Origin of the sequence: Agrobacterium tumefaciens (assembly GCF_017726655.1) — a bacterium.
Lineage (GTDB): Bacteria > Pseudomonadota > Alphaproteobacteria > Rhizobiales > Rhizobiaceae > Agrobacterium > Agrobacterium tumefaciens_B.
Map to the genome: position 1 here is coordinate 2,254,651 of NZ_CP072308.1, position 14,901 is coordinate 2,269,551.

The following is a 14,901-nucleotide window of genomic DNA, read 5'->3' on the forward strand; positions in this document are numbered from 1 at the left end:
AACATGAATGCGCATCTGGCGCGTGACCGGGCAGGGTCATGTTCCGAAGTGTAATTCATCAGGGCCAGACAGGCTGGGCTACCGCTCTCTGCGTCTCTTATGGTGCAACGCAACTTGCCTATTTTGCGGCGCACATATAGATGGGTTCCCTTATCATTTGCATTCGACGAGAAATCGAAGGGAGGAAAGCATATGGTATCCGAAAAGGCCCTTATCTCGAAGATCACCTGGCGGCTGATGCCGTTTCTTGGCCTTCTCTATCTCATCGCCTACATCGATCGCCAGAATGTCAGCTTTGCCAAGCTGCAGATGGTCGATGCGCTGAGCCTCAGCGAATATGCCTATGGTCTAGGCGCTTCGCTGTTCTTCATCGGTTACTTCATCTTCGAAGTGCCGAGCAACCTCTTCCTCAACCGTTTCGGCGCCAGCAAATGGTTCGCCCGTATTCTGGTTTCCTGGGGCGCCGTCACCATCGCGCTTGCCTATACGCAGAACGCCACGATGTTCTACATCCTGCGCTTCCTGCTCGGCCTCTGCGAAGCCGGCTTCTTCCCGGGCGTGCTGTTTCTGATGACGCTGTGGTTCCCGCGCGATTATCGCGGCCGCATGATCGGCCTGTTCATGATCTTCAGCGCGCTTGCCAATGCCATCGGTGCGCCGCTCGGCGGCATGCTGCTCGATCTGGATGGATTCCTCGGTTACGCAGGCTGGGAGTGGGTGTTCCTGGCGACGGGTATTCCGGCTGTGATCGCCGGTATCGTTACCTTCTTCTATCTGGATGATACGCCCGAAAAGGCGAAATTCCTGTCGCAGGACGAGAAGGACTGGTTGAAAAACCGGCTGGCCGAAGAGAACAAGGGTATGGAAGAGCATGCGGAAGATGGCTTCAAGGCCCTGATCAACCCGCGCGTTCTGTTCATGTCGCTCTGCTATGTCGGCTTTCCGTTGGCGGCCTACGGCCTCAGCTATTGGCTTCCGACCATCGTCAAGAGCTTCGGCGTATCCAACACCGCTAACGGCTTCATCAACATCATCCCCTGGGTGATCGTGGCCGTCGCGCTTTTCGTCGTGCCCCTGGCAGCCGACAAGGCAAGGAACAAGACACCCTATATCGTCGGCCCTGCCTTCATCGGTGCGTTCTGCCTGTTGATGTCGGCCTTGCTCAGCGATCCGGTCCTGCAGTTCGCGTTCCTCTGCATCGCAGCGGCTGGCATTTTTGCCGGCCAGCCGGTGTTCTGGAGCCTGCCCGGCCGCTTCCTGAAGGGCGCGGGTGCAGCGGCTGGCATTGCCGCCATCAACTCCGTCGGCAACCTCGGTGGCTTTGTGGCGCAGAACGTGGTGCCCTGGATCAAGGACCAGACAGGCAGCACCATCGCGCCGATGTTCTTCCTTGCCTTCTGCCTGGCGCTCGCAGGCGTGCTGGTGATTATCGCCACACGCAAAATGAGCAATCAGGTCAAGGCGGCCTGATATCCAATACGGTGACAGCCGGGGGCCGGCTGTCACTTTTCCTCACCCGCGTCGCGAGCGCATCGCCTTTTCCACCCGACGCAGGATGAGTGATAGACCGATCGTCAAAACCAGATAGACATAAGCGACAATCGAGTAAGTCTCGAAAAAGCGGAAAGACCCCGCGGCATACACTTTTCCCATTTGGGTGATGTCGGTCACGCCGAGGACGGAGACAAGGGAGCTGTCCTTGACCATTGATACGAAGTCGTTGGAAAGCGGCGGAAAGATCGTCCGGATTGCCTGCGGCAGGATGATCAGCCGGAAGCGCCGATAGCGGCTGAGCCCCAAAGCCTTGGCGGCCTCGATCTGGCCTTCGGGAACGGCCTGTATGCCGGCGCGAAAAATCTCCGCTATGAAGGCCGCGTAACCGATCGTCAGGGCAATTATCGCCCGCCAGATCAACGAGACGTCCCGCACGAGCAGCGGCTCCGCCCACTCTTTCGACACCAGCGGCGTAATCAGCCAGTTATACAGCGACACCAGGCCCGGCGTTCCCACGAACGCGATGTAGAACAGCAAAACGATGATCGGGATGCCACGCACGACTTCGATGTAACATCGCGCTGCTTGTCGCAGACCGATGTGATCAGACATTCCCATCAGCGCGATACCGAGCCCCAGCACGACGGCGAGACCAAACGCAGTCAGCGTCACGGTGATTGTGATGCCGATACCCTTGGCCACCGTCGTAAAAACCTGCGTGTAAACGCCATTGACCGCGATCAATACGGCAAGCGCGATGCCGAAAAAAACGATGGCAACGAGCCACCACGGAAAATCCTCAGTTTCTCTTTCGGGCGAAGTCCTGTCCGTTGTGGCCTGATGAAGCGTCATTCGCCGAGCTTATAGTCGAGAAACCATTTCTTATCGAGCTTGGCGAAGGTGCCGTCGGCCTTCAGTGCCGCTATCGCCGCATTGATCGGGGTTACGAGATCAGAACCCTTTTTGAAGATGAACCCGAAGTCGTCGCCGCCGAGCGGACCACCGATGAGTTTGAGGCCACCATCCGAGGCATCGACATATCCTTTGCCCGCAACGCCATCGGTCAGCACCAGATCCACGTCACCGGTCTTCAAGGCCTGTACGCTTGCGCCAAATGTTTCCATCAGCCTGATACGCGGATTTTGTTCGTTGCCGTCCAGAACATCATAGACAGCGGTGTAAAAGGGCGTTGTGCCGGCCTGCGCACCCACAAGGCCCTTATCGAAGGCCGCGAAGCTTTTGGCATCCGTAAATCGATTTTCGTCGGCCCTCACCAACATGAACATTTCCGAGCGCATATAGGGTGCGGAGAAATCGACCTTTTCCTTGCGATCGTCCTTGATGCTGATCCCCGTCATGCCGATCTCGTATTGTCCTGCCGATACCGACTGTATCATCGCATCCCACGAAATGTTCTGATACTCGACCTTGAAGTTCAGACGTTTGGCGATCTCTTCCATTGCGTCATATTCCCAGCCGATCGCTTTTCCGCTTTTGGGGTCTACGAACTGCAGCGGAGGGTAGGCATTCTCAGTGACGACGACGACGGTTCGCTGCTTTAGATCTGGCAGCTCGGTAGCCAGCAGGGGGGTCATCACCATGGCAGCAAGCGCGGTAAGGAATAGGCGTTTAAGAAACATCTGGGGTCTCCGGAAATGACTTGTCTGAAAATGCATGCTTGGCTGACGCTCTGCAAGCCATGGAGACGCAACAAAAAAGGCGGCCCGAAGACCGCCTTTTTCAAAATCCCAAAAAATGGGGAATCTTATTCGGCTGCAGTTTCAGCAGCCTTTGCGGCTTCTTCCGCTGCCTTGGCTTCTGCTGCTTCGGCAGCTGCCTTTTCGGCGGCGAGAGCCTGTGCTGCTGCAACCTTTTCAGCTTCCAGACGTGCCTTCTCATCGGCAGCGGCCTGACGCTCGGATTCGTTCAGCTTGCGTGCGCGCGTACCGGTGTTTTCAACGATACGGGCAGCCTTGCCGCGACGGTCGCGCAGGTAGTAGAGCTTGGCGCGGCGGACCTTACCGCGGCGAACGATTTCAACGCCTTCGACCAGCGGGGAGTAGATCGGGAATACGCGCTCAACGCCTTCGCCGTAGGAAATCTTGCGAACGGTGAAGCTCTCGGAAAGGCCGCCGCCGGAACGGGCAATGCAAACGCCTTCGTAAGCCTGAACGCGGGTACGGTTGCCTTCGGTAACGCGCACGTTGACGCGCAGCGTGTCGCCTGGAGAAAACTCAGGCAGGGTACGCTTTGCTTCGATCTTGGCAGCCTGTTCGGCTTCCAGCTGCTGAATGATATTGGTCATGTTAACCTCTGATTTCTTCTGAAACAGCCAGAGCGCTCAACGGTTCGTCTGTTGGTCCATGCCTTCAGACCTAGCCTTGCGGCAGGAGCGGGTTCGCCATTCTTTGCTTGCGGTTAAAGGGTGTAACCCCAATTCCAAGCGCGCACATATACTAGCGGGCGCCATTTGTCATCCCTTTCATGACAATATTTTATAAATTGACGACCTGCTTATGGCAGTTGCGAACCACGCTGCTGGCGGATATGGCATGGGGACCTTGGGAGGGGCCATGTCCATATTCATCGTTGTCATGCTGTTTGCGACCGGCTTTCTGTCGGGTGTGGTTAATGCGATTGCCGGCGGCGGTACGTTTCTGACCTTCGGCGCAATGACGCTGGCGGGCCTGCCGCCCATCGTCGCCAATGCCACCTCGGCCATCGTGCAATTTCCGGGTTATATCACATCTGTCATCGCCTATGGGCCGGAGATTCGTGCGCACTGGCGCGAGGCGATCCTGCTGTCGGGCGTTTCCGTCGTCGGCGGGCTGGCCGGTTCGTTACTTTTGCTGTCGCTCGACAATCCGTCCTTTCGCCAGCTTGTGCCGTGGCTGCTTCTTGCCGCTACGGCGGTCTTTGCCGCCGGGCCATGGTTGAGGCCAAAGGCGAGCGCTGAACGCTCGCCCGGCAATTTACCGAGCCTGATCTTCCAGGGGCTGGCATCCATCTATGGCGGCTTTTTCGGCGCCGGCATGGGCATCATGATGCTCGCCATCCTCGGTGTAACCTCCGGCGGCAGCTATCATCATTTGAACGCGCTCAAGAACCTACTATCGGTGGTTATTGCCATTATTGCGATCACGATCTTCGTCAGCGGCGGGGTCGTATCCTGGTGGGCGGCGCTGATCATGTTTCCCGCCGCCGGGCTCGGCGGATATGCGGGCGTGCACGCAGCGCGGCGCGTGCCGCAATGGATCATTCGCTGGCTGGTCATTGCCGTCGGTCTGGTGCTGACAGCCTATTATTTCGTCTCGACCTGAGGCTTTTCAAGAAGGTCGGGCCGCCTTTCCTTCGTCAGCTTCAGCGCCTGTTCATGACGCCATTTGTCGATGACGGCGTGATTGCCGGAGGTGAGGACGGCAGGGATATCGCGGCCTTCCCAGACCTGCGGACGGGTATAGTGCGGATGCTCAAGCAGCCCGCCCTCGAAGCTTTCATGCACGCCCGAGAGATCATTGCCCATGACGCCGGGCAGGATACGCACAACAGCGTCCAGCAATGTCAGGGCGGCGGGTTCGCCACCGGAGAGGATGTAGTCGCCAACAGACACTTCCTCCAGTCCACGCGCGTCGATGACGCGCTGGTCGACACCTTCGAAACGGCCACAGACGATGATCGCGCCGTCTCCCGTCGCCAGTTCGCGGACACGGGTCTGCGACAGCGGTTTGCCGCGTGGGCTCATCAGCAGCCGTGGCCGGGTGTCGCCATTCGAAACATGATCGATGGCCGCGGCCAGAATGTCTGGCTTCAGCACCATGCCAGCGCCGCCGCCGGCTGGCGTATCATCGACGCTTCTGTGCCTGTCGGTCGCAAATTCGCGGATCTGCACGGCCTCCAGCGACCATTGCCCCCGCTCCAGAGCCTTGCCGGCGAGAGAATATCCGAGGTGGCCCGGAAACATTTCCGGGTAAAGCGTCAGGACAGTAGCCTTGAAGGTCATGATTTATTTCTTGCCGAAAGGCGGTATGCCGTTTTCGTCCTTGTCGTCGGGATTGTCGATCAGGCCGGCGGCCATCGGGTCGATAAGGATACGTCCGGCCTCGAGGTCTATCTCCAGCACGGCCGCTTCAGAAAATGGAATGAGGGCGGGGCGACGGCCAGCACCTTTGAGCTCCAGCAGATCGCCGGCACCGAAATCATAGACCGCGCTGACGGCGCCGTAACTTTTCCCCTCGGCGTCAACGGCCTCCAGCCCTTCAAGATCGGTATAATAGAACTCGTCGTCGTCAAGCTCGTCGTCCGGCAGATTGTCGCGTTCGATGAAGAGCTCGAGCCCGTTCAGGCTTTCCGCCGCGTTGCGGTCGTTGACGCCCCTGAAGCGCACCACAACGACGTTCTTGCCCTCGCGAATTTCCAGAATTTCAAAAACGCGGCCATCGGCGCTGACCAGATTGCCGTAATCGCCGAGCGCCAGCGGGTCATCGGTGTAGGTGCTGACACGGACCTCACCGCGCAAACCCTGCGCGCCACCGATTTTTGCCATGAGTATCGGGTTTTCCAGCTTTGCCATCAGGCCGTCCGTCTTCTGGTGTTGGTTGCGTCAGCTTTAAGGTCTGTTGACGCCAAAATAAACAAAAAACGGGCGGCATGGAAAACCACGCCACCCGTTCTTCAAAAGTTTCCGTGCAGATTATTCTGCAGCAGAGGCTTCGGCAGCAGCAGCGGCTGCATCTTCAGCCTTCTGCTTCTTTTCAGCAACGCGCTCGAGAGCGCGCTTGCCCGGCTTTGCCTTTTCCGGGTTGCTGCGAGCGGCGCGCTTGGCAAGGCCTGCTTCGGCGAGGAAGCGCAGAACGCGGTCGGTCGGCTGTGCGCCCTTGGCGATCCATTCCTGGATGAGGTCAGCCTTCAGCTCAACGCGCTGCGGGTGGTCCTTGGCAAGCATCGGGTTCCAGGATCCGACCTTCTCGAGGAAACGGCCGTCGCGGGGCGAACGGGCGTCAGCAACGACGATCTGGTAGTACGGGCGCTTCTTGGAACCACCGCGTGCGAGACGAATTTTCAGTGCCATGTGATATACTCCTTAAGATGGCTTGTCCGCCGGTCAGGCGGTCTTGTCGAGGCCGCCATGTTCGGCGGCGATTGCTTCATGATGCCGGATGACTTCCTTGATGATGAAGTTCAGGAACTTCTCGGCGAAATCCGGATCCAGATTGGCGTCCTTTGCCAGATGGCGAAGGCGTTCGATCTGGTATTCCTCGCGCGCCGGATCAGCCGGCGGCAAACTGTATTTTGCCTTCAGCACGCCCACCGCCTTGGTGCAGCGAAACCGTTCGGCAAGAATGTGAACCAGTGCGGCATCGATATTGTCGATCGACTGGCGGTATTCGGAAAGCTGAGCCTTAACCTCTACGTCGTTCACCGGTGTGCCTCACTTCTTCTTCGGAAAACCGGGAAGCCGCGGCATGCCACCAAGACCCGGCAGCTTTGCGCCACCGAGACCTGGCAATCCGCCCGGCAGGCCGCCAAGGCCGGGCATTCCACCCGGCTTGCCCAGACCGGCGGCTTCCGCCTGTTTCTGGAGCGCTTCAAGCTGCTTCGGATCGATGTTCGAAAGGTCAGGCATGCCGCCGCCCATCATGCCACCGAGACCCATCTTGCCGGCAAGGCCGCCCATCATCTGCTTCATGATGCCGCCTTTGCCCTTGCCGCCCATGGCCTTCATCATGTCAGCCATGCCGCGATGCATCTTCAAGAGCTTGTTGATTTCAGCGGCATCCGTGCCGGAACCGGCGGCGATGCGCTTCTTGCGGCTGTGTTTCAGAATGTCCGGATTGGCGCGCTCCGCCTTGGTCATGGAGGAGATGATGGCAATCTGGCGGTCGAACATCTTGTCGTTCATGCCAGCCGAAGCCATCTTGTCCTTCATGCCCGCCATGCCGGGCATCAGCCCCATGATGCCGCCCATGCCGCCCATCTTCTTCATCTGGCCAAGCTGGTCGGCCAGATCGTTGAGGTCGAACTTGCCCTTGGCCATCTTCTCGGCCATGGCGCGGGCTTTTTCCGCATCGATGTTTTCGGCGGCTTTTTCGACCAGCGAGACGATGTCGCCCATGCCGAGAATGCGGTCGGCGATACGGCGCGGATGGAACTCGTCGAGTTCGTTCATGCGCTCGCCGATACCGATGAGCTTGATCGGCTTGCCGGTGACGGCGCGCATGGAGAGGGCCGCACCGCCGCGACCGTCGCCGTCCATACGGGTGAGAACGAGGCCGGTGATGCCGACACGCTCATCGAAGTTGCGCGCCAGATTGACGGCGTCCTGACCGGTCAGCGAATCCGCGACCAGCAGGATTTCATGCGGGTTGGACTTCTTCTTGATGTCGGCCATTTCCAGCATCAAGGGTTCGTCGATATGGGTGCGGCCGGCGGTATCGAGAATGACGACGTCGTGGCCGCCGAGTTTCGCAGCCTGTACGGCGCGCGCGGCAATATCCGTCGGCGACTGGCCGGCAATGATCGGCAACGTGTCGACGCCGGTCTGAACGCCGAGCTGGCGAAGCTGTTCCTGTGCTGCCGGACGACGTGTGTCGAGAGATGCCATCAGCACCTTCTTCTTGTCGCGGTCGGTCAGGCGCTTGGCGATCTTGCCGGTTGTCGTGGTTTTACCCGAGCCCTGCAGACCCACCATCATGATGACGACGGGGGCGGCTGCATGAAGGTCGATCGAGACGCCTTCGGTGCCGAGCATTTCGACAAGCTCGTCATGGACGATCTTGACGACCATCTGGCCGGGCTTGATGGATTTCAGGACGGCCGCGCCAACGGCCTTTTCACGCACCCTGTCGGTGAAGGAACGAACGACTTCCAGTGCTACGTCCGCTTCCAGAAGCGCACGGCGAACCTCGCGCAGGGCGGCGGCAACATCGGCTTCCGTCAGCGCGCCACGGCCGGTCAGTCCATTCAGAATGGAACCAAGGCGGTCCTGGAGGTTTTCAAACATCGGTTCTTCCTTCTTCGTTCCGGGATTTCCGAAACGTCGGTGCTTTCGCTGGCAAAAACAAGACGCAAAGCCAAAAAGCACCCGAGGGCGCATCGCGCTGTCGGGTGTTGACCTCCGGGATCTCTTTATACCTTTTCGGGTCCCGGTCGGCGGCTTGGAGTCGTGAAACTGCCAGCTGATGGGCGGGATAAACAGGAAAGTGCGGGAAAAGTCAAGGCGATGCAGGATTTCAGCTGCGAAAGCGCCGATTTCATCTTTGCGTGATCGTTAGCAGACCGCAATGCGCCCTCCTTGAAGGGCGCCTCTGCGCCACCTATACATCTTTCATGAACCGTCGAAAATTTTTCCGTTTTTCCGCTGTCGGTCTGCTCGCTCTGGCGGGCGGCGGCCTCTATGCTCGCCGTTCGAGCGCCGGCGCCTATTACAGCGGCCCTATCTCCGATCATTTCGACGGGATACGTTTTTTCAATCCCGGCGGCACGCCACCCAGCAACTTCATGGGTCTGCTGAAATGGCGCTTCAATGGTGAACGCGCCAAGTGGCCGGAAAGTTATCCAAGCCCTTTTCCCTTTGCGCAACCGGACAGTCGCGTCGAGGACAAGGATATTCGTGTCACCTTCATCGGCCACGCGTCCTTTCTTATCCAGACAGCGGGCCTGAATATTCTCATCGATCCCGTGTGGTCTGACCGCACCAGCCCGTTCAGCTTCGCCGGGCCCAAACGCGTTAATCCGCCCGGTATCCGTTTCGAGGATCTGCCGCCCATCGATCTGGTGCTGGTAACGCATAATCACTACGACCATCTGGACATGGAAACGCTGAAGCGCCTGCACGTGGCGCACAAGCCGCTATTCATCACGCCGCTCGGCAATGATGCCATCATCCGTACCGGTGTCGAGGCGGCCCGTATAGAGGTGGGGGACTGGGGTGATGTGATTGATGCCGGTGCGGTGAAAATTCACTTTGAGCCCTGCCACCATTGGTCCGCGCGCGGCCTGAATGACCGGCGCATGGCGCTCTGGGCGGCCTTCGTCATCGAAACGCCGGGTGGCAAGATTTACCATATCGGCGATACCGGCTTTCACGAGGGCCTCAATTACCATGCCGCGCGCAAGAAACATGGCGAGTTCCGCCTCGCCAACCTGCCCTTCGGCGCCTACGAACCGCGCTGGTTCATGAAGGGCCAGCACCAGAACCCGGCGGAAGCCGTGGAAGGTATGAAGCTTTGCGGTGCGGCCCATGTCTGCGGCCATCATTGGGGTACGGTGCAGCTGACCGATGAGGCGGTGGATGCGCCGCTTGTGGCCCTCAAGGCAGCGCTGACCGAACACGGGGTGGAGGAGAGCCGTTTCCGGCCGATGCACCCCGGCGAGGTTTTCGACGTGCCTTCCGCCTGACAGCCGCCCCGTTTGCGCCGCAACAGTCTGGTAATTTGCCGGTGTTTCCGCCATATAGGGCGAAAGCACGGGAAAATCCCGTATGAAAAGCGGTGTCAGGTTTAAAGCGATGGCGGATAGGGTCGAATTTGCGAAGATGAACGGGCTTGGCAACAAGATCCTCGTTGTCGATATGCGCGGCCGCAAGGATATGGTCACGCCAGCAGCTGCAATTGCTCTCAATGCCGATCCTGCCACTCAGTTCGACCAGATCATGGCCATCCACGATCCGCGTATCGCGGGAACGGATGCCTATATCGACATCCTCAATTGCGATGGCACCAAGGCGCAGGCCTGCGGCAACGGCACGCGTTGCGTGGTGCAGGCACTGTCTTCAGAAACCGGAAAGGCCAGCTTCACCTTCCAGACGGTGGCGGGTATCCTGAACGCCATCGAGCATGACGACGGCATGATATCGGTCGATATGGGCGTGCCGCGTTTCCGCTGGAGCGACATTCCGCTTTCGGAAGAGTTCCACGACACCAGCCGCATCGAATTGCAGATCGGGCCGATCGACGCGCCGATCCTGCATTCGCCGGCGGTCATGTCCATGGGCAATCCCCATGCCATCTTCTGGGTTGATCGTGACCCCATGACGTTTGATCTCGAACGCTTCGGGCCGCTTCTCGAAAACCATCCGATGTTTCCGGAAAAGGCCAATATCACGCTGGCGCAGGTGATTTCAGACAGCGCGCTTCGCACCCGCACCTGGGAGCGCGGCGCCGGGCTGACGCTTGCCTGCGGTTCGGCCGCCTGCGCCTCAGCTGTTTCCGCTGCCCGCACCGGCCGCACCGGCCGCAAGGTCAGCATCGATGTCGCCTCAAGCCCCATCCGCGTGCCGCTGACCATCGACTGGCGCGAGGATAACCACGTCATCATGACCGGCCCGGCTGAATGGGAATGGTCAGGTTCGGTCGACCCGGTCACCGGTTCCTGGGCGCAAGATGCCGTCGAGCGGGGGGCTATATGAGCGGCGTCGAGGTCATAACCTTCGGCTGTCGTCTCAACACCTATGAATCGGAAGTGATGCGGGCGGAGGCCGAAAAGGCCGGGCTTAACAATGCCGTGCTGGTCAATACCTGTGCGGTGACCGGCGAGGCGGTGCGTCAGGCCCGCCAGGCGATACGCCGCGCCCGGCGTGACAATCCGCATGCGCGCATTATCGTCACCGGCTGCGCCGCGCAGACCGAAAAGCAGACCTTTGCCGACATGCCCGAGGTCGATGCTGTGCTGGGCAACGAGGAAAAGCTGAAAAGCGCCTCCTATCGGGCACTGCCGGATTTCGGTGTTTCGGCGGAAGAAAAGCTGCGCGTCAACGATATCATGAGCATCAAGGCGACCGCACCGCAGATGGTCAAGCACATCGACGGGCATGTGCGCGCCTTCATTCAGGTGCAGAACGGATGTGATCATCGCTGCACCTTCTGCATCATTCCCTATGGGCGCGGCAATTCGCGCTCCGTGCCGATGGGTGCGGTGGTCGATCAGGCCCGTAGACTGACTGAAAGCGGCTATTGTGAAATCGTGCTGACCGGCGTGGATGCGACCAGTTACGGCGCCGATCTGCCGGGTGAGCCATCCCTCGGTTATCTCGCCAAGACATTGCTGAAACAGGTGCCAGACATTCTGCGCCTGCGCCTTTCCTCCATCGACAGTATCGAGGCCGACAACCATCTGATGGATCTGATTGCCGATGAGCCGCGTTTCATGCCGCATCTGCACCTGTCCCTCCAGCATGGCGACGACATGATTCTGAAACGCATGAAACGCCGCCATTCCCGTGCCGATGCCATACGCTTCTGTCAGGATGTGCGGTCGCTGCGGCCGGAGATCGCTTTCGGCGCGGATATGATCGCCGGTTTCCCGACCGAGACAGAAGAGATGTTCGAGAACGCCGCGACGCTTGCGGAAGAATGCGGCATTTCCAGCCTGCATGTCTTTCCCTACAGCTCGCGTGCCGGCACGCCTGCCGCACGCATGCCGCAACTGGACCGCGCGCTTGTGAAGGAGCGGGCAGCGAGGCTGCGTGATCGCGGCGAGGCGCTGCGACGGGCGCATCTGCAAGGAATGGTCGATTCGGTGCAGACCGTCCTCGTCGAAAACAATGGTTTTGCCCATACCGACAATTTCACGCTGGTGGCGGCACCTGATCTTGCCCCGCGCACTCTTGCGCAGGTTGCGATTACCGGCCACAACGGCAAACATCTGAATATGAGGCTTCTGGCGGCGGATGCGGCCTGAGGCGACCAAAGAGAAAAGACACGGGAACAACCATGGCCCTCGGCTTCATCAAAAAAGTCTTTTCGTTCGGCAAGGACAAGGCCGAAGCGGAAGAGCGGCCGCAGGAGGATGCTGCGCTTAAGCACGGCAATGAAAACGCCTCCTTCGAAGCTGCGCTGAGTGATGCTGAAACGCATGACCCCGTCGACAGGGACCCGGTTTCCGAACTGGAAATGGAAACGGCCGGCGGCCCGGCCCCTGACGAGGCGCAAGATCTAGCTTCCTCCGGCGAAAATGAAGACGAGGACGCGCCGCTTCTCCCCGGCGCCGAGCTTTCTGGTGATATGGGCCTGGTGCCGCTGTCGCTGCTGCAGGCGGAAGCCGCGGCGGAGGAGCAGGCCGAGCTCACTCCAGAGTCTGACGACGTGGTGCTTGATGCTGATGCGATGGAAGCGCTGCTTGACGAGGCGGAAGCCGCGACCGCACCTGAACAGGCTACGGTTCCGCCAGCCCTGCCGAAAGGCTTTTCATCCGCCAGCGATCGGCAGGAGCCGGCACCTATCGCGCCTCAGGTAAAACTGACGTGGTTCCAGCGCCTGCGGGCCGGTCTTGCCCGCACCTCTACGCAGCTGACCACGCAGATTTCTGCACTCTTCACCAAACGCAAGTTGGATGAAGACACGCTCGACGAACTCGAAGACCTTCTTATCCAGTCCGATCTTGGCGTCGAGACCGCCATGCGCATCACCGGCGCCCTGTCTTCGGAGCGTTATGGCAAGGATGTGAGCGGTGAGGATGTGGCGCGCATCATGGCGGGCGAGATCACCAAGGTCCTGAAGCCTGTCGCCAAGCCGCTGGAACTCGATCTGTCGCACAAGCCACATGTCATTCTCGTGGTCGGTGTCAACGGCACGGGCAAGACGACGACCATCGGCAAGCTCGCCGCCAAGCTTTCCGGTTCTGGCCTCAAGGTGATGCTGGCGGCGGGGGATACGTTCCGCGCAGCGGCCATCGAGCAGCTGAAAATCTGGGCCGATCGGACCGGGTCGGAATTCATCGGCACCAAGCTGGGTGCGGATGCGGCCGGTCTTGCCTACGACGCATACGAGCAGGCGCGGGCGCAGAAGAGCGATGTGCTCATCATCGATACCGCCGGTCGTTTGCAGAACAAGACGGAACTGATGGCAGAGCTGGAAAAGATCGTGCGCGTGCTCGGCAAGCTCGATCCGGATGCGCCGCACACCGTGCTGCAGACTCTGGACGCAACGACGGGCCAGAACGCCATGAACCAGGTGGAAATATTCCGCAACGTCGCGGGCGTTTCTGGCCTGATTATGACAAAATTGGATGGCACGGCGCGGGGCGGTATCCTCGTCGCCATCGCTGCAAAACACAAGCTGCCGGTTTATTTCATCGGTGTGGGTGAAGGTGTTGACGATCTGGAGCCCTTCGAGGCGGAAGATTTCGCCAAGGCCATTGCGGGAGTTTGAGTATGGATATTGAAAGCAATTCCAAGGAAAGCGAAAAGATGGTTGCGGAAATCAGCCCGCTCCTGAAATTCGTGCTCGAACTTGGCCCGCTCGTCGTCTTCTTTTTCGCCAATTCGCGTGGCGAATGGCTTGCCACCACTTTTCCGGTTCTGACAGAGTTCGGTGGCCCGATCTTCATCGCTACCGGCCTGTTCATGATCGCGACGGCGATTGCGCTCTCCGTTTCGTGGGTGCTGACGCGCAAGCTGCCGATCATGCCGCTGATTTCAGGCATCGTTGTTTTCGTTTTCGGCGCACTGACCTTGTGGTTGCAGAACGACACGTTCATCAAGATGAAGCCGACCATCGTCAACACGCTATTCGGCGTCATTCTGCTGGGCGGCCTGTTCTTCGGACAGTCCCTGCTCGGTTACGTCTTCAATTCCGCCTTCAAGCTGACGGATGAAGGCTGGCGCAAGCTGACCCTGCGCTGGGGCATCTTTTTCCTCTTTCTGGCAGTGCTGAACGAGGTTGTCTGGCGCATGTTCTCCACAGACACCTGGGTAGCCTTCAAGGTCTGGGGCACGATGCCGATCACCATCATCTTCACCATGGCGCAGATGCCTCTCGTCATGCGCCACTCGGTGGAGCCGCTTAACAAGGACGAGAAATGACAGTTGCGGAGATGCCGGCTTCCCGTTCGCGTTCGCTCAAGTGGTTCGGCGTGGCCGCCGGGCTGCTTCTCCTGCAGATCATCATTCTCTACGCCATGGGTCGCATTCCTATCTGCGAATGCGGTTATGTGAAGCTGTTCGAACCGGGCGTGAACACGCCGGGCAACTCGCAGCACATCGCTGACTGGTACACGCCGTCGCATATCATTCACGGCTTCCTGTTCTATTGGTTCGCGTGGCTGCTGTTCCGTAACAAGCCGCTTTCCATGCGGCTTTCCCTTGCGGTTCTGGTGGAGGCCGCTTGGGAAATTCTGGAAAATTCGCCCATCATCATCGATCGCTACCGAACCGCGACCATGGCGCTGGGGTACACGGGCGACAGTATCCTGAATTCGGCGATGGATACGATTTTCATGGCCCTTGGTTTCCTGTTCGCTGCTCGGGTGCCGGTCTGGTTGACGGTCCTGATCGCCATCTTCTTTGAAATCTTCACCGGCTGGCTGATCCGCGATAATCTGACGCTCAATGTGGTCATGCTCGTCTGGCCGGTAGACGCGATCAAGGAATGGCAGAACGCGCTGCCGCAAATGTGATCGGGCGCCGCCCCA

Annotated in this window: 16 protein-coding genes; 8 read left to right on the top strand and 8 right to left on the bottom strand. The window is 59.3% G+C overall.

The window, feature by feature from the left end; translation table 11 throughout:
* The first annotated feature begins 192 nt into the window (after positions 1–192).
* A complete protein-coding gene (locus AT6N2_RS11070; RefSeq protein ID WP_144578249.1) occupies positions 193–1,470 on the top strand; it encodes an MFS transporter in 1,278 nt (425 codons plus the stop codon).
* 42 nt (positions 1,471–1,512) lie between these two features.
* On the opposite strand, the gene AT6N2_RS11075 is transcribed toward AT6N2_RS11070, so the two are convergent.
* The 3 genes from AT6N2_RS11075 to rplS all read right to left on the bottom strand — a co-directional run bounded on the left by AT6N2_RS11075 (position 1,513) and on the right by rplS (position 3,799).
* Positions 1,513–2,346, bottom strand: coding sequence for an amino acid ABC transporter permease (locus AT6N2_RS11075; protein ID WP_209086753.1), 834 nt, complete (start codon positions 2,344–2,346; stop codon positions 1,513–1,515).
* Complete coding sequence (locus AT6N2_RS11080; RefSeq protein ID WP_209086755.1) at positions 2,343–3,134, bottom strand: transporter substrate-binding domain-containing protein; 792 nt, start codon at positions 3,132–3,134, stop codon at positions 2,343–2,345. The genes AT6N2_RS11075 and AT6N2_RS11080 overlap by 4 nt, the downstream gene beginning before the upstream one ends.
* A 125-nt stretch (positions 3,135–3,259) precedes the next feature.
* Complete coding sequence (rplS, locus tag AT6N2_RS11085; protein ID WP_063951451.1) at positions 3,260–3,799, bottom strand: 50S ribosomal protein L19; 540 nt, start codon at positions 3,797–3,799, stop codon at positions 3,260–3,262.
* A 268-nt stretch (positions 3,800–4,067) separates the two neighbouring features.
* On the opposite strand from rplS, the gene AT6N2_RS11090 reads away from it, so the two are divergent.
* The gene (locus tag AT6N2_RS11090; RefSeq protein WP_209086757.1) at positions 4,068–4,814 is read left to right on the top strand and encodes a sulfite exporter TauE/SafE family protein; all 747 of its coding nucleotides are present in this window, start codon (positions 4,068–4,070) and stop codon (positions 4,812–4,814) included.
* Here the strand turns inward: AT6N2_RS11090 and trmD are convergent.
* The 5 genes from trmD to ffh form a co-directional block, all read right to left on the bottom strand.
* Positions 4,796–5,494 (bottom strand): tRNA (guanosine(37)-N1)-methyltransferase TrmD, encoded by a 699-nt coding sequence (gene trmD, locus AT6N2_RS11095; protein ID WP_144578242.1) that lies wholly within the window; start codon positions 5,492–5,494, stop codon positions 4,796–4,798. The two genes, AT6N2_RS11090 and trmD, sit on opposite strands and share 19 nt — an antisense overlap.
* 3 nt (positions 5,495–5,497) lie before the next feature.
* Positions 5,498–6,064 (bottom strand): ribosome maturation factor RimM, encoded by a 567-nt coding sequence (gene rimM, locus AT6N2_RS11100; RefSeq protein WP_209086766.1) that lies wholly within the window; start codon positions 6,062–6,064, stop codon positions 5,498–5,500.
* Positions 6,065–6,184: 120 nt separating this feature from the next.
* Positions 6,185–6,562: a 30S ribosomal protein S16 gene (rpsP, locus tag AT6N2_RS11105; RefSeq protein ID WP_209086782.1), complete on the bottom strand. Its 378-nt coding sequence runs from the start codon at positions 6,560–6,562 to the stop codon at positions 6,185–6,187.
* A 33-nt stretch (positions 6,563–6,595) separates the two neighbouring features.
* On the bottom strand, positions 6,596–6,913 hold the full coding sequence (locus AT6N2_RS11110; protein ID WP_063951446.1) for a chorismate mutase: 318 nt from the start codon (positions 6,911–6,913) through the stop codon (positions 6,596–6,598).
* 9 nt (positions 6,914–6,922) lie between these two features.
* Complete coding sequence (ffh, locus tag AT6N2_RS11115) at positions 6,923–8,494, bottom strand: signal recognition particle protein (protein WP_209086784.1); 1,572 nt, start codon at positions 8,492–8,494, stop codon at positions 6,923–6,925.
* 326 nt (positions 8,495–8,820) lie between these two features.
* On the opposite strand from ffh, the gene AT6N2_RS11120 reads away from it, so the two are divergent.
* The 6 genes from AT6N2_RS11120 (at position 8,821) to AT6N2_RS11145 (ending at position 14,886) form a co-directional block, all read left to right on the top strand.
* Positions 8,821–9,891 (top strand): MBL fold metallo-hydrolase, encoded by a 1,071-nt coding sequence (locus AT6N2_RS11120; protein ID WP_209086786.1) that lies wholly within the window; start codon positions 8,821–8,823, stop codon positions 9,889–9,891.
* A 109-nt stretch (positions 9,892–10,000) separates the two neighbouring features.
* Positions 10,001–10,900, top strand: coding sequence for a diaminopimelate epimerase (gene dapF / locus AT6N2_RS11125; RefSeq protein WP_209086788.1), 900 nt, complete (start codon positions 10,001–10,003; stop codon positions 10,898–10,900).
* Positions 10,897–12,171, top strand: coding sequence for a tRNA (N(6)-L-threonylcarbamoyladenosine(37)-C(2))-methylthiotransferase MtaB (gene mtaB / locus AT6N2_RS11130; protein WP_209086804.1), 1,275 nt, complete (start codon positions 10,897–10,899; stop codon positions 12,169–12,171). Before dapF ends, mtaB begins: the two co-directional genes overlap by 4 nt.
* 32 nt (positions 12,172–12,203) lie before the next feature.
* Positions 12,204–13,640, top strand: coding sequence for a signal recognition particle-docking protein FtsY (ftsY, locus tag AT6N2_RS11135; protein WP_209086806.1), 1,437 nt, complete (start codon positions 12,204–12,206; stop codon positions 13,638–13,640).
* 2 nt (positions 13,641–13,642) lie between these two features.
* The gene (locus AT6N2_RS11140) at positions 13,643–14,293 is read left to right on the top strand and encodes a septation protein A (protein WP_063951440.1); all 651 of its coding nucleotides are present in this window, start codon (positions 13,643–13,645) and stop codon (positions 14,291–14,293) included.
* Complete coding sequence (locus AT6N2_RS11145) at positions 14,290–14,886, top strand: DUF2585 domain-containing protein (protein ID WP_144578233.1); 597 nt, start codon at positions 14,290–14,292, stop codon at positions 14,884–14,886. Before AT6N2_RS11140 ends, AT6N2_RS11145 begins: the two co-directional genes overlap by 4 nt.
* Positions 14,887–14,901: the final 15 nt, after the last annotated feature.

What these genes read in the sequence shown, in the direction of transcription:
- AT6N2_RS11140 (WP_063951440.1), top strand. Translation starts at nt 13,643, where the DNA reads ATGGATATTGAAAGCAATTCCAAGGAAAGCGAAAAGATGGTTGCGGAA.
- AT6N2_RS11145 (WP_144578233.1), top strand. Translation starts at nt 14,290, where the DNA reads ATGACAGTTGCGGAGATGCCGGCTTCCCGTTCGCGTTCGCTCAAGTGG.
- ffh (WP_209086784.1), bottom strand. Translation starts at nt 8,494, where the DNA reads ATGTTTGAAAACCTCCAGGACCGCCTTGGTTCCATTCTGAATGGACTG.
- rimM (WP_209086766.1), bottom strand. Translation starts at nt 6,064, where the DNA reads ATGGCAAAGCTGGAAAACCCGATACTCATGGCAAAAATCGGTGGCGCG.
- ftsY (WP_209086806.1), top strand. Translation starts at nt 12,204, where the DNA reads ATGGCCCTCGGCTTCATCAAAAAAGTCTTTTCGTTCGGCAAGGACAAG.
- AT6N2_RS11120 (WP_209086786.1), top strand. Translation starts at nt 8,821, where the DNA reads ATGAACCGTCGAAAATTTTTCCGTTTTTCCGCTGTCGGTCTGCTCGCT.
- AT6N2_RS11080 (WP_209086755.1), bottom strand. Translation starts at nt 3,134, where the DNA reads ATGTTTCTTAAACGCCTATTCCTTACCGCGCTTGCTGCCATGGTGATG.
- AT6N2_RS11090 (WP_209086757.1), top strand. Translation starts at nt 4,068, where the DNA reads ATGTCCATATTCATCGTTGTCATGCTGTTTGCGACCGGCTTTCTGTCG.
- AT6N2_RS11070 (WP_144578249.1), top strand. Translation starts at nt 193, where the DNA reads ATGGTATCCGAAAAGGCCCTTATCTCGAAGATCACCTGGCGGCTGATG.
- mtaB (WP_209086804.1), top strand. Translation starts at nt 10,897, where the DNA reads ATGAGCGGCGTCGAGGTCATAACCTTCGGCTGTCGTCTCAACACCTAT.
- dapF (WP_209086788.1), top strand. Translation starts at nt 10,001, where the DNA reads ATGGCGGATAGGGTCGAATTTGCGAAGATGAACGGGCTTGGCAACAAG.
- trmD (WP_144578242.1), bottom strand. Translation starts at nt 5,494, where the DNA reads ATGACCTTCAAGGCTACTGTCCTGACGCTTTACCCGGAAATGTTTCCG.
- rpsP (WP_209086782.1), bottom strand. Translation starts at nt 6,562, where the DNA reads ATGGCACTGAAAATTCGTCTCGCACGCGGTGGTTCCAAGAAGCGCCCG.
- AT6N2_RS11075 (WP_209086753.1), bottom strand. Translation starts at nt 2,346, where the DNA reads ATGACGCTTCATCAGGCCACAACGGACAGGACTTCGCCCGAAAGAGAA.
- rplS (WP_063951451.1), bottom strand. Translation starts at nt 3,799, where the DNA reads ATGACCAATATCATTCAGCAGCTGGAAGCCGAACAGGCTGCCAAGATC.